Below are 15,165 nucleotides of genomic sequence, written 5' to 3'. Positions count from 1 at the left end.
GTGACCCTGCGGCTTCCGGGTAAGGCGCGCAGGATCACCGATGGTGTGACGTCATAAGTCGTCAGACGCGCGGGGACTCGCCTGCCGGCCGTTCGGCCGTCAAGACGTCCTCTCCACGCAGAAGGGCGTGCACTTCCGACTCGCGGAAACGCCGGTGCCCTCCGGGGGTACGGATGCTGCTGATGCGGCCTGCCGCGGCCCAGCGTGTAACCGTCTTTGGGTCGACCCGGAAGAGGGCGGCAACCTCTCCGGGCGTCAGCAGACGCTCGCTGCTACTCTCCACAATCTCTCCCCCTCGCATCCCGCTTCCTGCCAGCGGGCGGACAGGTAACCAGTGTGCCGAGCGAAGCCTGATTTATCCGTGGTTTTCAACAAAGATCACGGGTTGTTATCTACTGCCTGCCCGATTGTTATATGATAGAGCCTTTTTGGGACTCTCGTGGGTGTTTCTTTACGAAACAGATCTCTTGGGAAGACTAGCAGTGCTCGCAGTAGATGCGAAGAGTTACGCGTACAGCCACCGCGATCGCGAGGTTCTGAGCGGAGTGACGTAGCCTCGACGTGTGCATCCCGTCATCGTTTACACCGCGTCCAGAGCCGGTCTGCTGGCCGTGAGCCTTGGAGTGCTCTATATCCTCGGCCTGCGCCAGCCCCTGGTCCTGTTGATCGCCGCATTCCTGGTCAGCGGTGTGGCCAGTTACGTCCTGCTCTCGAAGCAGAGAGACGCGGTGAGCGAGCGAATCACTAAGAATCGGGAGTGATCGGCAACGGGAACATGCCGACTCGGGCATGGTACTCGTGACCAAGGCGGGTTGTGTCACTACCAACCAGTAATCCGCCGGGATGCGCGAGGAATGCCTTGATCCCGATTCCGCGCTCCCGCGTCGGGTTCCATGCCAGTGCCCTGCCGGTGCGCGGATGGATCGCGCCGATCCCCGGCCGCGCCACCGCCCCGGGGCCCGCCGAGTCGTGGCCGTCCGGATTGTTCAGCCAGCGCTGGTGCCCGCCGACGTAGACGGCCGCCCCCGTCGCCGCCACCGCGTACAGCGAGTCACCCCCGGTGTGGTTCACCCACGTCGGCCGCACCGCGCGAGTCTCGGACGGGGCGCCGGTCTCGAACCGGGCGGCGGTGTCGCACATCCTGCTCCGGCCCCCCGGCCCGCCGGTCGTGACGACGGCCAGATAGCTCCCGTCGGGGGCGAAGTCGAGCCCCCGCACGTAGCCGGGGAAGTCGGCCATGCACCTGCCCCGGTAGGCGTCGGTCCGCCACGGTGCCACCGCGGCCGGTGAGGCGGCGAGGCCCCGCGCGGTGGCGGCCGGGGGGGCGACGCCCACCAGGCCGAGCTGGGCGCGCGGCAGGCCGCCCAGGGTGGTGAAGTCGCCGCCGACCGCCAGCCTGCCGCGGCCGAGGGAGATCGCGTGGACCCTGGTCCTGCCTCCCCTGGGCGCGCCCGGCTCGATCGTGAAGGACGGGTCGGCCTCGCCGGTGACGGCGTCGAGCCTGGCCAGCGCCGTACGGGCGACCGGGCCGACGTGGGTGAAGTCGCCGCCCGCGTAGAGGTGGCGGCCGGACCTGGCCAGGCTGGTGACCGTGCCGCCGCGGACCTGGGCGCCGAAGCGGGGGAGCGGGGAGCCGTCGGACAGCCGGAGCAGGGCCAGGCCCCGCGTCCGCGCGCCGCCGGTCTTGGTGAACCGCCCGCCCACGTAGACGGTGCCGTGGACCCCCGCCGCCAGGGCCTGGACCGGCCGGTCGAGGCGCGGCGCGAAGCCGGGCAGGATCCGGCCGGTGGCGAGCTCGTAGGCGAAGAGGTTGGCGCGCGGCAGCACCCTTTCGTCCGCGGCCTCGCGCACCTTTGCGAACGAGCCGCCGACCACCACCGTGCCGTCCACCAGCGCGATGGCGTTGACGATCCCGTCGAGCACGTGGGGGGTGGTGCCGACCGGATCGGCCGAGACGACCCCGTCGTGCTCCGTGGTGCCGGCGGCGGCGGTCCCGGGGGGGACCAGGGTCAGGGCCGCGACCAGCGCGTAAGTGGCTCTGGCAAACATTCGACAATTTTTAGCATGCTCTGGGTGATGGAATGACTACTTTCCGTGGATTGTCGGGGCGGGCCTAGGGTGGGAGTCATGACGCGCGCTTCTCTGGACAAGCAGCCGCACGAGGTCGCCGCGATGTTCGATCGCACGGCCAGGCGCTACGACCTTGTCAACGACGTTATCTCCCTGGGCCAGGTCCGGCTGTGGCGCAAGGCCGCCGCCGCGGCCGTCGACGCGGGCCCCGGCGAGCTGGTCCTCGACCTCGGCGCGGGCACCGGTACGTCCACCGACGCGTTCACCACGCTGGGTGCCCGCGCCATCGCCTCCGACTTCTCGCTCGGCATGCTGAGCACCGGGGTCAGGCGCAGGGGCGGCTCGGGCATATCCGGGGGCGGGGTGCGCGGCGTCAGCTTCGTCGCGGGCGACGCGCTGCGGCTGCCCTTCGCCGACGACGTCTTCGACGCGGTGACGATCTCCACGGCGCTGCGCAACGTCCAGGACACCGGCCGGGCGCTGAGGGAGATGTACCGGGTGGCCAGGCCGGGCGCGCGGCTGGTGATCCTGGAGTTCTCGCACCCGACGCCCAGGTCGTTCGACCTCGTATACTCGCAGTACCTGATGAAGCTGATGCCCCAGGCCGCGAAGCTCTTCGGTTCCAACGACGACTCCTACGAGTATCTGGCCGAATCGATCAGGGCCTGGCCCGACCAGGCGGGGCTGGCGAGGATCATCCAGGGAGCTGGCTGGGAACGGGTCGCCTGGCGCAACCTGAGCCTGGGGATCGTGGCCCTGCACCGCGCGTACAAGCCCGCGTAGCCGCCCGCGTGGAAGATTGGCGACGAGGGCAACACCCGCCTGACACTTTGCCCCGCAAAGGCGTTAGACTTCGGCCCGACAAGTTTGTGAAGCTCTTCACAAAGGAACGAAAGGCCCCTTACCCCGAGGCCCCCACAGCGTGTAGGACAGGACAGGTCCCGTGACCGTGCCAGCCGCCCCACAGCGGAAAGTCGCTGAGGCTGACGCCGACGTCATCGTCGTCGGCGCCGGGCCCGCCGGTTCGACAACCGCATTCCACCTCGCGCAGGCCGGGCTCGACGTCCTGCTGCTCGAGAAGACCACCTTCCCCCGCGAGAAGGTCTGCGGCGACGGGCTGACGCCCCGAGCCGTCAAGCAGCTCATCGCGATGGGGATCGACATCGACGCCCCCGGCTGGGTCCGCAACAAGGGCCTGCGCGTGGTCGGCGGCGGGATGCGCTTCGAACTCGACTGGCCTGAGCTTTCGAGCTTCCCCGACTTCGGCCTGGTGCGCACCCGCCAGGACTTCGACGAGATCCTCGCCGCCAACGCGGTCAAGGCGGGCGTACGCCTGCTGCAGGGGGTCAACGTCACCGCCCCGGTCCTCGACGACCGCAGCGGGCACATCGTCGGCGTGGTCGCCAAGCGTGACGGCGAGGAGGTCACCTACCGCTCCCGGCTGGTGGTCGCCGCCGACGGCAACTCCACCCGCATCTCCCTGGCGATGGGGCTGCACAAGCGCGAGGACCGCCCGATGGGCGTCGCGGTCCGGACCTACTTCGAGAGCCCCCGCCACGACGACGACTACCTGGAGACCTGGCTGGAGCTGTGGGACGGCGACACCCTGCTGCCCGGCTACGGCTGGATCTTCGGCGTCGGCGACGGCACCTCCAACGTGGGCCTGGGGCTGCTGAACACCAGCGAGTCCTTCAAGGGCATGGACTACCGCGACCTGCTCAAGCGCTGGGTGAAGGGCATGCCCCCCGAGTGGGGCTACGTCGAGGAGAACATGACGACCCCGATCAGGGGCGCCGCGCTGCCGATGGCCTTCAACCGCCAGCCGCACTACACGCGGGGCCTGGTGCTGGTGGGCGACGCCGGCGGGATGATCAACCCGTTCAACGGCGAGGGCATCGCGTACGCGATGGAGACCGGCCACATCGCCGCCGAGACGATCGTCCAGGCGCTCGGCAGGGTCACCCCCGCGCAGCGGGAGCGCGTGCTGCGCGCTTACCCTCAGACGTTGAAAGACGCATACGGTGGTTACTTCACCCTCGGCAGAGGCTTCGTGGAGCTGATCGGGCACCGCGGGGTGATGAACTTCGCGACGCGTCACGCGCTGCCGCACCCGCACCTGATGCGGTTCGCGCTCAAGCTCCTTGCTAATCTCACCGACCGGCGGGGCGACGCGTCCGACCGCATCATCAACGCACTGTCGAAGGTGGCGCCACCGGCATGAGAACGACGAGGGCCGGACACCTGGAACCGGGGGCGATGATCGCCCTGCCTAGACTTTCGAAATACACCAAAACGCAGAGCTACGCGCCGGCGCGCGTGGAGATGGGAGAGGAGGCGTAGCGATGGAGTTGTACGCACCCATCCTGGTGCTCGCCGTTCTCGCGGCGGGATTTGCGATCTTCTCGGTGACGATCGCCCCCTTCACCGGTCCCAAGCGCTGGAACCGCGCGAAACTCGACGCCTACGAATGCGGCATCGAGCCGACGCCCCAGCCCGTGGGCGGCGGCCGGTTCCCGCTGAAGTACATGGTCACCGCGATGCTGTTCATCGTGTTCGACATCGAGATCATCTTCCTCTATCCGTGGGCGGTCGCGTTCGACCAGCTCGGGATGTTCGGGTTGATCGAGATGCTGCTGTTCATCGTCACCGTGCTCGTGGCCTACGCGTACGTGTGGCGCCGCAAGGGTCTGGACTGGGACTAGATATGGGTCTTGAAGAGAAACTTCCGAGCGGGTTCATGCTCAGCACGGTCGAGCAGGTGGCCGGCTGGGCGCGCAAGAACTCCGTCTGGCCGGCGACGTTCGGTCTCGCCTGCTGCGCCATCGAGCTGATGTCCACCGGCGGTCCCAAGCACGACCTGGCGCGCTTCGGCATGGAGCGCGCCTCGGCGTCTCCGCGCCAGGCCGACCTGATGATCGTCGCGGGACGGCTGTCGCAGAAGATGGCCCCGGTGCTGCGCCAGATCTACGACCAGATGGCCGAGCCCAAGTGGGTCATCGCCATGGGCGTCTGCGCCTCCAGCGGCGGCATGTTCAACAACTACGCGATCGTGCAGGGCGTCGACCACGTCGTCCCCGTCGACATCTACCTGCCCGGCTGCCCGCCGCGGCCCGAGATGCTCATCGACGCGATCGTCAAGTTGCACGACAAGATCCAGAACACGAAGTTCGGCGCGCACCGCGCCAAGCAGATCGACGAGCTCGAACTGCAGGCCCTGCGGACGCTGCCGCTGATCGACCAGGGGACCGCCAAATGACGAGCGAACCCGCCGACAACCTCCCGAAGGTGCCGGAGGAGCCGGTCGCGCACCTGGGCATGTTCGGCGCCTCGGGCACCGGCGACACCTCCGGCTACGGCCGCCTCGTCGTGCGGCGCAAGCCCGAGCTGTCCAGCGCCCGCCCGTACGGCGGCTACTTCGACACGATCGCCGACGAGCTGGAGCGCGCCCTCGGCGGCGATCTCGGCGACGCCGTCGAGCGCGTGGTCGTCGACCGCGGCGAGCTGACCTTCCACGTCAGGCGCGAGCGCCTGCTCGACGTCGTCAAGGCCCTGCGCGACGACCCCGCCCTGCGCTTCGAGCTCTCGCTCGGCGTCTCCGGCGTGCACTACCCCCACCTGGTGGGCCAGGAGCTGCACGCGGTGATCCACCTGTGCTCGATCACTCACAACCGCCGCCTGCGCGTCGAGGTCTCCTGCCCCGACGACGACCGGCACATCCCCTCCACGGTCTCGGTCTACCCGACGCACGACTGGCACGAGCGCGAGACCTGGGACTTCTTCGGCATCGTCTTCGACGGGCACCCGGCGCTGACCCGCATCATGATGCCCGACGACTGGGACGGTCACCCCCAGCGCAAGGACTACCCGCTCGGCGGCATCCCGGTCGAGTACCGCGGCGCCGAGATCCCCGCGCCGGACCAGAGGAGGTCCTACACATGAGCGTCCCCTACCAGGAGACGAAGGAGACCATCGGGTCCTCGTACGACGACACGTACGACGAGGCCACCGAGGGCAAGGTCTACACCGTCTCCGGCAACGACTGGACCGAGCTCGTCGAGACCCTCTCCGGCCAGCAGGACCAGCAGCTCGTCATCAACATGGGCCCCCAGCACCCGTCCACCCACGGCGTGCTGCGCCTGGTCCTGAACCTCGACGGCGAGACGGTCACCGAGGCCCGCACGGTCATCGGCTACCTGCACACCGGCATCGAGAAGAACCTCGAGTACCGGACCTGGACGCAGGGCACGACGTTCGTCACCCGGATGGACTACCTGGCGCCGATCTTCAACGAGACCGCCTACTGCATGGGCGTCGAGCGGCTGCTGGGCATCACCGACCGGATCCCCGAGCGGGCCCAGGCCATCCGCGTGATGATGATGGAGCTCACCCGGATCTCCTCGCACATGGTGGCGATCGGCACCTTCGGCATGGAGCTGGGCGCGACCACGCCGTTCCTCTTCGGGTCCCGCGAGCGCGAGATGGTGCTCGACGTGATGGAGTACATCACCGGCCTGCGGATGAACATGGCCTACGTCCGGCCCGGAGGCGTCTCGGTCGACCTGCCCGCCGGCGCCGTCGACAAGGTCGGCGAGCTGCTCAAGGTCATGCCGGGGCGCATCAAGGACATGCGCAAGATGCTCGACGCGAACCCGGTCTACCTGGCCCGCACCAAGGACGTCGCCTACCTCGACCTCACCGGCTGCATGGCGCTGGGCGTCACCGGCCCGATGCTGCGGGCCGCCGGCCTGCCGTGGGACCTGCGCAAGTCGCAGCCCTACTGCGGCTACGAGACCTACGAGTTCGACGTCCCGACGGAGAAGACCGCCGACGTCTACGGCCGCTACCTGGTACGGGTGGCCGAGATGGAGGAGTCGCTCAAGATCATTGAGCAGGCGCTCGACCGCCTCTCCGGGCCGCTCAAGAACGACCGCGTGATGATCGACGACAAGAAGATCGGCTGGCCCGCGCAGCTCGCGCTCGGCCCCGACGGCCTGGGCAACTCGCCCGACCACATCGCGCACATCATGAGCGGCTCCATGGAGGCGCTGATCCACCACTTCAAGCTGGTGACCGAGGGCTTCCGGGTCCCGGCCGGGCAGGCGTACGCCTCGGTCGAGTCGCCCCGCGGCGAGCTCGGCGCCCACGTGGTCAGCGACGGCGGGACCCGCCCCTACCGCGTACACTTCCGCGACCCGTCCTTCACGAACCTGCAGGCCATGCCCGCGACGTGTGAGGGCGGCGCGGTCGCCGACGTCATCTCGGCGGTGGCCTCGATCGACCCGGTGATGGGAGGTGTCGACCGATGAGCGCGACCACGGGCCCGGCCGACGGCAGGGCAGGCGCGACGAGCGGCGAGGAGGTGAGCGCGGCCGTGACCAAGGGGTACGCGCCGGAGGTGCGTGAGCGCCTGGAGCGCGACGCCAAGGAGATCATCGGCCGCTACCCGAAGCCGCGGTCGGCCCTGCTGCCCCTGCTGCACCTGGTGCAGTCGGAGGACGGCTACGTCTCCGACGACGGCCACGAGTTCTGCGCCGAGATGCTCGGCCTGAGCAAGGCCGAGGTCGTGGGCGTCTCCACCTTCTACACGATGTACAAGCGCAAGCCGATGGGCCAGTACCACGTGGGCGTGTGCATCAACACGCTGTGCGCGGTCATGGGCGGCGACCAGATCTGGGACGAGCTGTCCGAGCACGCCGGCGTCGGCCACGACGAGACGACCCCCGACGGCAAGGTCTCGCTGGAGCGGCTGGAGTGCAACGCCGCCTGCGACTTCGCCCCGGTGATGATGGTCAACTGGGAGTTCTTCGACAACCAGACCCCGGCCTCGGCCAAGCAGCTCGTCGACGACCTCAGGGACGGCAAGGAGCTCTCGCCCACCCGGGGACCGAAGAAGCTCTGCACGTTCAAGGAGGCCTCGCGGGTGCTCGCGGGCCTGCCCGACGGCCTGGCCGGCGACGGCCCCTCGGCGAACGGTCCCTCCCTGGAGGGCCTGAAGATCGCCAAGGCCAAGGGATGGAAGGCTCCGGAGGCGTGAGCGTGCCACGGAGCGGAGCCACCACGAGCGGGCGCGCCGGTCACCCCGGCGCGTGCGGGTGTAACGAGCGTGCCGGCAGGCACGGTGCGGCCTTGTCACGGAGCGACGGGCTGCCAGGCGAGGAGACGAAGTGACCACTCTCACCCCGGTTCTGACCGCGAACTGGGACCAGCCCAACTCCTTCACCCTGGAGGGCTACGGCGACTATTCGGCGGCCAAGAAGGCGCTGGGCATGGACCCCGACGCCGTCATCCAGGCCGTCAAGGACTCCGGACTGCGCGGCCGAGGCGGCGCGGGCTTCCCCACCGGCATGAAGTGGGGCTTCATCCCCCAGGGGGACGGCAAGCCGCACTATCTGGTGGTCAACGCCGACGAGTCCGAGCCGGGCACGTGCAAGGACATCCCGCTGATGATGGCGAACCCGCACTCGCTGGTCGAGGGCGTCATCATCACCGCGTACGCGATCCGGGCCAACCACGCCTTCATCTACGTGCGCGGCGAGGTGCTGCACGTCGTGCGCCGCCTGCAGGCCGCCGTGGCCGAGGCGTACGCCAAGGGTTATCTCGGCACCGGCCTGTTCGGCACCGGCTTCGACCTGGAGCTGGTCGTGCACAGCGGGGCGGGCGCCTACATCTGTGGCGAGGAGACGGCGCTGCTCGACTCGCTTGAGGGCTATCGCGGCCAACCTCGGCTCAAGCCCCCCTTCCCCGCCGTGGCGGGCCTGTACGCCTCGCCGACAGTGGTGAACAACGTCGAGTCGGTCGCGAGTGTTCCCTCCATCATCGCCAACGGCGCCGACTGGTTCGCCGGGATGGGCACCGAGAAGTCCAAGGGCTTCGGCATCTTCTCGCTCAGCGGCCACGTGACCAGGCCCGGCCAGTACGAGGCCCCGCTCGGCATCACGCTGCGCGAGCTGCTGGAGATGTCCGGCGGCATCCGCGAGGGCCACCGGCTGAAGTTCTGGACCCCCGGCGGGTCGAGCACCCCGATCTTCACCGACGAGCACCTCGACGTCCCGCTGGACTTCGAGTCCGTCGGGGCCAAGGGCTCGATGCTCGGCACCCGGGCCCTGCAGATCTTCGACGAGACCACCTGCGTGGTGCGCGCCGTGCTCCGCTGGACGGAGTTCTACGCGCACGAGTCGTGCGGCAAGTGCACCCCCTGCCGGGAGGGCACCTTCTGGCTCAAGCAGGTGCTCAAGCGGCTGGAGAAGGGCCAGGGCACCGAAGAGGACCTGACCACGATCACCGACATCGCCGACAACATCCTGGGACGCTCGTTCTGCGCCCTGGGCGACGGGGCCACCAGCCCCATCCACTCGTCGGTGAAATACTTCCGCGACGAATACCTCAAGCACTTCGAGATCGGCGGCTGCCCGTTCGATCACGCCCCGTCCACGGTGTGGGGTGCCCGGTGAGCGCGCGGACCCCGGCAACCGGCAAGCACGTTGGCAAGTACAGCACCGTTTCGGTCATGAGGCCGACGGAGGAGACGCCATGACCGTCGAAGCCACCACCCCGGCGCAGCAGGTGCCGGTGAACCTGGTCACCGTCACCATCGACGGCTTCCAGGTGAGCGTCCCGAAGGGCACTCTGATCATCCGGGCGGCCGAGCTGCTCGGCATCCAGATCCCCCGGTTCTGCGACCACCCGCTGCTGGAGCCGGCCGCCAACTGCCGCCAGTGCCTGGTGGACATCCCCGACGCCGGGAACGGCCGCGGCTTCCCCAAGCCGCAGCCCTCCTGCGCGATCGAGGTCGCCGAGGGCATGGTCGTGCAGACCCAGCTCACCTCCCCGGTCGCCGAGAAGGCGCAGCGCGGCGTGATGGAGCTGCTGCTCCTGAACCACCCGCTCGACTGCCCGGTCTGCGACAAGGGCGGCGAGTGCCCGCTGCAGAACCAGGCCATGTCCAACGGCCAGGGCGAGAGCCGCTTCGTGGAGAAGAAGCGGACCTTCGAGAAGCCGGTCGCGCTCTCCTCCGAGGTGCTGCTCGACCGCGAGCGCTGCGTCCAGTGCGCGCGCTGCATCCGCTTCTCCGACGAGATCGCCGGCGACCCGCTCATCGACTTCTTCGAGCGCGGGGCCAAGGAGCAGGTCGGCACCGCCGACGGCCGTCCGTTCGAGTCCTACTTCTCGGGCAACACCGTGCAGATCTGCCCGGTGGGCGCGCTGACCGGTGCCGCGTACCGCTTCCAGGCACGCCCGTTCGACCTGGTCTCCACGCCCAGCGCCTGCGAGCACTGCGCGAGCGGCTGCTCCCTGCGCGCCGACCACCGGCGCGGCAAGGTCACCCGCCGCCTGGCCGGGGACGACCCCGAGGTCAACGAGGAGTGGAACTGCGACAAGGGTCGCTGGGCCTTCACCTACGCGACCCAGCCCGACCGGCTGAAGACCCCCCTCGTCCGTGACGAGGAGGGACGCCTGGTCCCGGCCTCCTGGCCCGAGGCGTTCGCCGCGGCCGCCAAGGGCCTGTCCGCCGCCCGCGGGCGCGCGGGCGTGCTGGTCGGCGGTCGCCTCACCGTCGAGGAGGCGTACGGGTACGCCAAGTTCGCCCGGATCGCTCTCGGCACGAACGACATCGACTTCCGCGCCAGGCCGCACTCCGAGGAGGAGGCGCGCTTCCTGGCGCACGCCGTCGCGGGCAAGGGCATCGAGGTCCGCTACGCCGACCTGGAGAAGGCGCCCGCGGTGCTCCTGGCGGGCTTCGAGCCCGACGAGGAGTCGCCGATCGTCTTCCTGCGCCTGCGCAAGGCGGCGCGCAAGAAGGGCCTGAAGGTCTTCTCGGTCGCGCCGTTCGCCGGCCCCGGGCTGGCCAAGATGGGCGGCACCCTGGTCCCGGCGGTGCCGGGCACGGAGACCGCCGTCCTGGACGACCTGGCCGCCGTGGACGCGATCGCCGCCGAGGCGATCAGGCAGCCCGGAGCGATCATCCTGGCCGGCGAGCGGCTCGCCACCGTGCCGGGCGCGCTGTCGGCGCTGCTGCGGCTCGCCGACTCCACCGGCGCCCGCCTGGCCTGGATCCCGCGCCGCGCCGGTGAGCGCGGGGCGATCGAGGCCGGGGCGCTGCCGAACCTGCTGCCGATCGGCCGCCCGGTCGATGACGAGACCGCCCGGGCCGAGGTGGCCAGGGCGTGGGACGTCGCCTCCCTGCCCGAGGGCGAGGGCCGCGACACCACCGCCATCCTGGCGGCGGCGCTCGACGGCCAGATCGACGCCCTCGTCGTCGCCGGTGTCGACCCCTACGACCTGCCGGCGCCGCAGGCCGCGCTGCTCGCCATGGAGAACACCCCGTTCATCGTGAGCCTGGAGCAGCGCGCCAGCGCGGTCACCGACCGCGCCGACGTGGTGCTCCCCGTCGCCGTGGTGGCCGAGAAGTCGGGCACCTTCGTCGACTGGGAGGGACGCGGGCGCACCTTCGAGGAGGCGCTCCCGGTTCCGGGGATCATGAGCGACCTGCGGGTCGTCTCCTCGATCGCCGACGCGATGGACGTGCACCTCGGACTGCCCGACCCCGCGGCCGCCCGCCGCGAGCTCAGCGCGATCGGCGCGTGGCGCGGCCCCAGGGCCGCCGCCCCCGAGGCGGCCGGCCGGCCCGCCGCCCGGCCCGAGGCCGGGGAGGCCGTTCTCGCCAGCTGGCACCTGCTGCTCGACGACGGCCGCCTGCAGGCCGGGGAGCCGTACCTGGCGGGCACCGCCCGTCCGGCCGTGGCGCTGGTGTCGGAGTCCACCGCGGCCGAGTCCGGCCTGGTCGAGGGCGGAGAGATCGTCGTCAGCACCGAGCGCGGCTCGCTGAGCCTGCCGGTGCGGATCGCCGACCTGCCCGACCGGGTGGTGTGGCTGCCCGCCAACTCCGCGGGCCGCTCGGTCACCAGGGACCTGCGCGCCGTCGCCGGTGACGTGGTCAGGATCGGCGCCTCCTCCGGAGACGCCGCCGTGGCACCCGTCGCCGCCGCCCCGGTCACGCCGGGTCCGGCGAGCACCGTCGCGGGCACCGGCACCACCGGCACCACGGTCGGCGAGGCACGCGCCGCCGGCGAAGCCAACGAGGAGCGGTAATGAATGTCCGGACCCTTCTAGCAGCGGCCGAGCCGAACTTCCCGAGCGTCACCGACTTCGGCAAGGACCCGCTCTGGATCAGCATCATCAAGGCCGTCGTCATCTTCGTCGTCCTGATGCTGGGCGTGCTGTTCGGCGTGTGGTTCGAGCGCAAGCTCATCTCCCGCATGCAGAACCGGTACGGCCCCAACCGGGCGGGCAAGTTCGGGTTGCTCCAGTCGGTGGCCGACGGTCTCAAGATGGGGCTGAAGGAAGACCTGATGCCCCGGACCGTCGACAAGGTGATCTACTTCATCGCCCCCGTCGTCCTGGCGGTCCCGGCCTTCCTGGCCTTCTCCGTCATCCCGATGGGCCCGATGGTCTCGATGTTCGGGGTCCAGACGCCGCTGCAGCTCACCGACCTGCCGGTCGCGGTGCTGCTGGTGCTGGCGATGGCCTCGATCGGCGTGTACGGCATCGTGCTGGCCGGCTGGGGCTCGCGCTCCCCCTACTCGGTGCTCGGCGGCCTGCGGGCCAGCGCCCAGGTGGTCTCGTACGAGATCGCGATGGGACTGTCGTTCGTCGGCGTCTTCCTGTTCGCCGGGACCCTCTCCACCTCGGAGATCGTCGCGGCCCAGGCCGAGGGCGGGGAGCTCGCGCTCTTCGGGCTGCAGATCCCGCTGCCCTCCTGGTACATGATCCTGCTGATCCCGTCCTTCCTGATCTACATCGTCACGATGCTGGGCGAGACCAACCGGGTCCCCTTCGACCTGCCCGAGGGCGAGGGTGAGCTGGTCGGCGGCTTCCAGACCGAGTACTCCAACTCGTTGAAGTTCGCGGTCATCATGCTCGCCGAGTACGTCAACGTCTTCGTGGTCTCCGCGGTCTCCATCACCCTGTTCATGGGCGGCTGGCAGGCCCCGTGGCCGATCTCCGCGTGGGACGGGGCCAACACCGGCTGGTGGCCGCTGCTGTGGTTCTTCATCAAGATGGTGCTGGTCTTCTCCTTCTTCGTCTGGTGCCGCGCCTCGCTGCCGCGCGTCAGGTACGACCAGCTGATGGCCCTCGGCTGGAAGATCCTCATTCCGGTCAACCTGGCCTGGATCATGCTCGTCGCCACGGTCAAGGCCATGCGGCTGGAGAACGTCGACCGCACGCTCGTGTTCACCGTGCTCGCGATCGTGGTGATCGGCTGCTTCGGCATCTGGTGGCGCTTCGACAGCGTTCTGCAGAAGCGCAAGGAGGCCAGGGCCGCCCAGGTCCAGGCCGAGTTCGAGCAACTCCAAGCCGAGCCGTCCGCCGGTGGCTTCCCGGTGCCGCCGCTCGACCTGCCGCACTACCACGGTGTAGCGCGCAAGGAGGTTCCCAGTGGGAGCAACTGATTGGCTGAATCCCATCAAGGGATTCGGCGTGACCTTCCACACGATGTTCAAGAAGGTCGAGACGGTCAACTACCCCGAGGAACAGCGGCCCACGGCCCCGCGCTTCCACGGCCGGCACCAGCTCAACCGCTGGCCCGACGGCCTGGAGAAGTGCGTCGGCTGCGAGCTGTGCGCCTGGGCCTGTCCGGCCGACGCGATCTTCGTCGAGGGTGCGGACAACACCGACGAGGAGCGGTTCTCGCCGGGTGAGCGCTACGGGCGCACCTACCAGATCAACTATCTGCGGTGCATCCTGTGCGGCCTGTGCATCGAGGCGTGCCCGACACGTGCGCTCACGATGACCAACGAGTACGACCTCGCCGACAGCAGCCGTGAGAGCCTCATCTACACCAAGGAGATGCTGCTCGCGCCGCTCGGCCCCGGCATGGAGGTCCCGCCGCACCCCATGCGTCTCGGCGAGACCGAAGAGGACTACTACCGGCTGGGACGCAACAATGGGTGAGACCATCACGTTCTGGGTCCTGGCGGTCGTCTCGGTGGGGGCGGCCCTCGGGCTCGTCTTCAGCCGCAAGGCGGTCTACTCGGCGCTGATGCTGGGCGTCGTCATGCTGTCGCTGGCCGTGCTGTACGCCGTCCAGGACGCCCCCTTCCTCGCCGCGGTGCAGATCATCGTCTACACCGGCGCGGTCATGATGCTCTTCCTGTTCGTCCTGATGCTCGTCGGCGTCGACTCCGCCGACTCGCTGGTCGAGACGATCAGGGGACAGCGCCTGTGGGCGTCCGTCGCGGGCCTGTCCTTCGCGGCGCTGCTCGCCCTGGGCGTCGGCAACGCCGTCTTCGCCGCGCCCACCGGCCTCGACGCGGCCGTGAAGGCCGCGGGCGGCAACGTGCCCTCCCTGGCACAGCTCATCTTCACCAGGTACGTCTTCGCCTTCGAGGTCACCTCGGCGCTGCTGATCACCGCCGCGCTCGGCGCGATGGTGCTGGCACACCGCGAGCGGGTCCGGCCCAAGGCCACCCAGCGCGACCTGTCGCGCGCCCGCTTCACCGGCCCGCAGCCCTCGCCGCTGCCGGGGCCCGGCACCTACGCGCTGCACAACGCGATCGACATGCCGGCCCTGCTGCCCGACGGCACGGTCTCGGAGAAGTCCATCAACCGGGTGCTCGCCCGGCACGAGATCGAGGACGGCTTCGCGCCGACCGACCCGGCGAAGGCGGCGCTCATCAAGCAGGTCCTGGAGAAGGAGGCGGCACAGGGCCGCGACTCCGGCTCAGACGACGAGCCCGTCCATGTGAGGGACGCGGCACTCCAGCAGGAGGACGGCAAGTGACCACTCACTACCTGGTGCTCTCCGCGCTGCTGTTCGCGATCGGCGCCGTCGGTGTGCTGGTGCGGCGCAACGCGATCGTGGTGTTCATGTGCGTGGAGCTCATGCTCAACGCCTGCAACCTCGCGTTCGTCGCCTTCGCCAGGCAGCAGGGCAACCTGGACGGCCAGATCATCGCGTTCTTCGTGATGGTGGTGGCCGCGGCCGAGGTCGTGATCGGCCTCGCCATCATCGTGATGATCTTCCGAACCCGCAGGTCCGCGTCGGTGGACGACGCCAACCTGCTGAAGTACTAAGAGGTGGCCGTGGAACCCGCT

At 69.6% G+C, this 15,165-nt stretch carries 16 protein-coding genes; 14 read left to right on the top strand and 2 right to left on the bottom strand.

All coding sequences use genetic code 11. From position 1 onward, the window contains the following. Positions 1 to 61: 61 nt before the first annotated feature. On the bottom strand, positions 62 to 301 hold the full coding sequence (locus AC5L38_RS08910) for a BldC family transcriptional regulator (protein ID WP_012887349.1): 240 nt from the start codon (positions 299 to 301) through the stop codon (positions 62 to 64). Positions 302 to 563: 262 nt separating this feature from the next. Here AC5L38_RS08910 and AC5L38_RS08905 point away from each other — a divergent pair, with 262 nt between their 5' ends. Continuing rightward, positions 564 to 761, top strand: coding sequence for a DUF4229 domain-containing protein (locus tag AC5L38_RS08905; protein WP_495242270.1), 198 nt, complete (start codon positions 564 to 566; stop codon positions 759 to 761). Here the strand turns inward: AC5L38_RS08905 and AC5L38_RS08900 are convergent. Continuing rightward, positions 745 to 2,049: a hypothetical protein gene (locus tag AC5L38_RS08900; protein WP_495242269.1), complete on the bottom strand. Its 1,305-nt coding sequence runs from the start codon at positions 2,047 to 2,049 to the stop codon at positions 745 to 747. The two genes, AC5L38_RS08905 and AC5L38_RS08900, sit on opposite strands and share 17 nt — an antisense overlap. 78 nt (positions 2,050 to 2,127) lie before the next feature. Between AC5L38_RS08900 and AC5L38_RS08895 the strand changes: the two genes are divergently transcribed. The 13 genes from AC5L38_RS08895 to nuoK all read left to right on the top strand — a co-directional run bounded on the left by AC5L38_RS08895 (position 2,128) and on the right by nuoK (position 15,144). Then, positions 2,128 to 2,853, top strand: a complete 726-nt coding sequence (locus tag AC5L38_RS08895; RefSeq protein WP_495242268.1) for a demethylmenaquinone methyltransferase — start codon at positions 2,128 to 2,130, stop codon at positions 2,851 to 2,853. A 160-nt stretch (positions 2,854 to 3,013) separates the two neighbouring features. Beyond that, complete coding sequence (locus tag AC5L38_RS08890) at positions 3,014 to 4,291, top strand: geranylgeranyl reductase family protein (RefSeq protein ID WP_389919303.1); 1,278 nt, start codon at positions 3,014 to 3,016, stop codon at positions 4,289 to 4,291. 121 nt (positions 4,292 to 4,412) lie between these two features. Continuing rightward, a complete protein-coding gene (locus tag AC5L38_RS08885) occupies positions 4,413 to 4,772 on the top strand; it encodes an NADH-quinone oxidoreductase subunit A (protein WP_362862500.1) in 360 nt (119 codons plus the stop codon). 2 nt (positions 4,773 to 4,774) lie between these two features. Next, positions 4,775 to 5,326, top strand: a complete 552-nt coding sequence (locus tag AC5L38_RS08880; protein ID WP_030916695.1) for a NuoB/complex I 20 kDa subunit family protein — start codon at positions 4,775 to 4,777, stop codon at positions 5,324 to 5,326. Next, positions 5,323 to 6,009 carry an NADH-quinone oxidoreductase subunit C gene (locus AC5L38_RS08875; RefSeq protein WP_495242267.1) on the top strand — a complete coding sequence of 229 codons (687 nt, stop codon included), beginning with the start codon at positions 5,323 to 5,325 and terminating at the stop codon, positions 6,007 to 6,009. Before AC5L38_RS08880 ends, AC5L38_RS08875 begins: the two co-directional genes overlap by 4 nt. After that, positions 6,006 to 7,376: an NADH-quinone oxidoreductase subunit D gene (locus AC5L38_RS08870; RefSeq protein ID WP_495242266.1), complete on the top strand. Its 1,371-nt coding sequence runs from the start codon at positions 6,006 to 6,008 to the stop codon at positions 7,374 to 7,376. The genes AC5L38_RS08875 and AC5L38_RS08870 overlap by 4 nt, the downstream gene beginning before the upstream one ends. Beyond that, a complete protein-coding gene (gene nuoE / locus AC5L38_RS08865; RefSeq protein WP_495242265.1) occupies positions 7,373 to 8,104 on the top strand; it encodes an NADH-quinone oxidoreductase subunit NuoE in 732 nt (243 codons plus the stop codon). The genes AC5L38_RS08870 and nuoE overlap by 4 nt, the downstream gene beginning before the upstream one ends. A gap of 130 nt (positions 8,105 to 8,234) precedes the next feature. Then, a complete protein-coding gene (gene nuoF / locus AC5L38_RS08860) occupies positions 8,235 to 9,521 on the top strand; it encodes an NADH-quinone oxidoreductase subunit NuoF (protein WP_495242264.1) in 1,287 nt (428 codons plus the stop codon). A 79-nt stretch (positions 9,522 to 9,600) separates the two neighbouring features. Further along, on the top strand, positions 9,601 to 12,159 hold the full coding sequence (locus AC5L38_RS08855) for an NADH-quinone oxidoreductase subunit G (RefSeq protein WP_495242263.1): 2,559 nt from the start codon (positions 9,601 to 9,603) through the stop codon (positions 12,157 to 12,159). Further along, positions 12,159 to 13,520 (top strand): NADH-quinone oxidoreductase subunit NuoH, encoded by a 1,362-nt coding sequence (gene nuoH / locus AC5L38_RS08850; protein WP_495242262.1) that lies wholly within the window; start codon positions 12,159 to 12,161, stop codon positions 13,518 to 13,520. Before AC5L38_RS08855 ends, nuoH begins: the two co-directional genes overlap by 1 nt. After that, the gene (gene nuoI, locus AC5L38_RS08845) at positions 13,507 to 14,022 is read left to right on the top strand and encodes an NADH-quinone oxidoreductase subunit NuoI (protein WP_344747308.1); all 516 of its coding nucleotides are present in this window, start codon (positions 13,507 to 13,509) and stop codon (positions 14,020 to 14,022) included. The genes nuoH and nuoI overlap by 14 nt, the downstream gene beginning before the upstream one ends. Then, positions 14,015 to 14,851: an NADH-quinone oxidoreductase subunit J gene (locus AC5L38_RS08840; RefSeq protein ID WP_495242261.1), complete on the top strand. Its 837-nt coding sequence runs from the start codon at positions 14,015 to 14,017 to the stop codon at positions 14,849 to 14,851. Before nuoI ends, AC5L38_RS08840 begins: the two co-directional genes overlap by 8 nt. Then, positions 14,848 to 15,144, top strand: a complete 297-nt coding sequence (gene nuoK, locus AC5L38_RS08835) for an NADH-quinone oxidoreductase subunit NuoK (protein WP_389919284.1) — start codon at positions 14,848 to 14,850, stop codon at positions 15,142 to 15,144. Before AC5L38_RS08840 ends, nuoK begins: the two co-directional genes overlap by 4 nt. Positions 15,145 to 15,165 lie beyond the last annotated feature (21 nt).

It is taken from the genome of Streptosporangium nanhuense (assembly GCF_059358815.1).
This window is presented reverse-complemented; position numbering and strand designations above follow the sequence as displayed.

Bases quoted from the DNA above. Each gene is read 5' to 3' on its own strand.
- AC5L38_RS08840 (WP_495242261.1), top strand. From the start codon at position 14,015: ATGGGTGAGACCATCACGTTCTGGGTCCTGGCGGTCGTCTCGGTGGGG.
- AC5L38_RS08885 (WP_362862500.1), top strand. From the start codon at position 4,413: ATGGAGTTGTACGCACCCATCCTGGTGCTCGCCGTTCTCGCGGCGGGA.
- AC5L38_RS08870 (WP_495242266.1), top strand. From the start codon at position 6,006: ATGAGCGTCCCCTACCAGGAGACGAAGGAGACCATCGGGTCCTCGTAC.
- nuoE (WP_495242265.1), top strand. From the start codon at position 7,373: ATGAGCGCGACCACGGGCCCGGCCGACGGCAGGGCAGGCGCGACGAGC.
- AC5L38_RS08910 (WP_012887349.1), bottom strand. From the start codon at position 301: ATGCGAGGGGGAGAGATTGTGGAGAGTAGCAGCGAGCGTCTGCTGACG.
- AC5L38_RS08875 (WP_495242267.1), top strand. From the start codon at position 5,323: ATGACGAGCGAACCCGCCGACAACCTCCCGAAGGTGCCGGAGGAGCCG.
- nuoH (WP_495242262.1), top strand. From the start codon at position 12,159: ATGAATGTCCGGACCCTTCTAGCAGCGGCCGAGCCGAACTTCCCGAGC.
- AC5L38_RS08895 (WP_495242268.1), top strand. From the start codon at position 2,128: ATGACGCGCGCTTCTCTGGACAAGCAGCCGCACGAGGTCGCCGCGATG.
- AC5L38_RS08855 (WP_495242263.1), top strand. From the start codon at position 9,601: ATGACCGTCGAAGCCACCACCCCGGCGCAGCAGGTGCCGGTGAACCTG.
- AC5L38_RS08900 (WP_495242269.1), bottom strand. From the start codon at position 2,049: ATGTTTGCCAGAGCCACTTACGCGCTGGTCGCGGCCCTGACCCTGGTC.
- AC5L38_RS08880 (WP_030916695.1), top strand. From the start codon at position 4,775: ATGGGTCTTGAAGAGAAACTTCCGAGCGGGTTCATGCTCAGCACGGTC.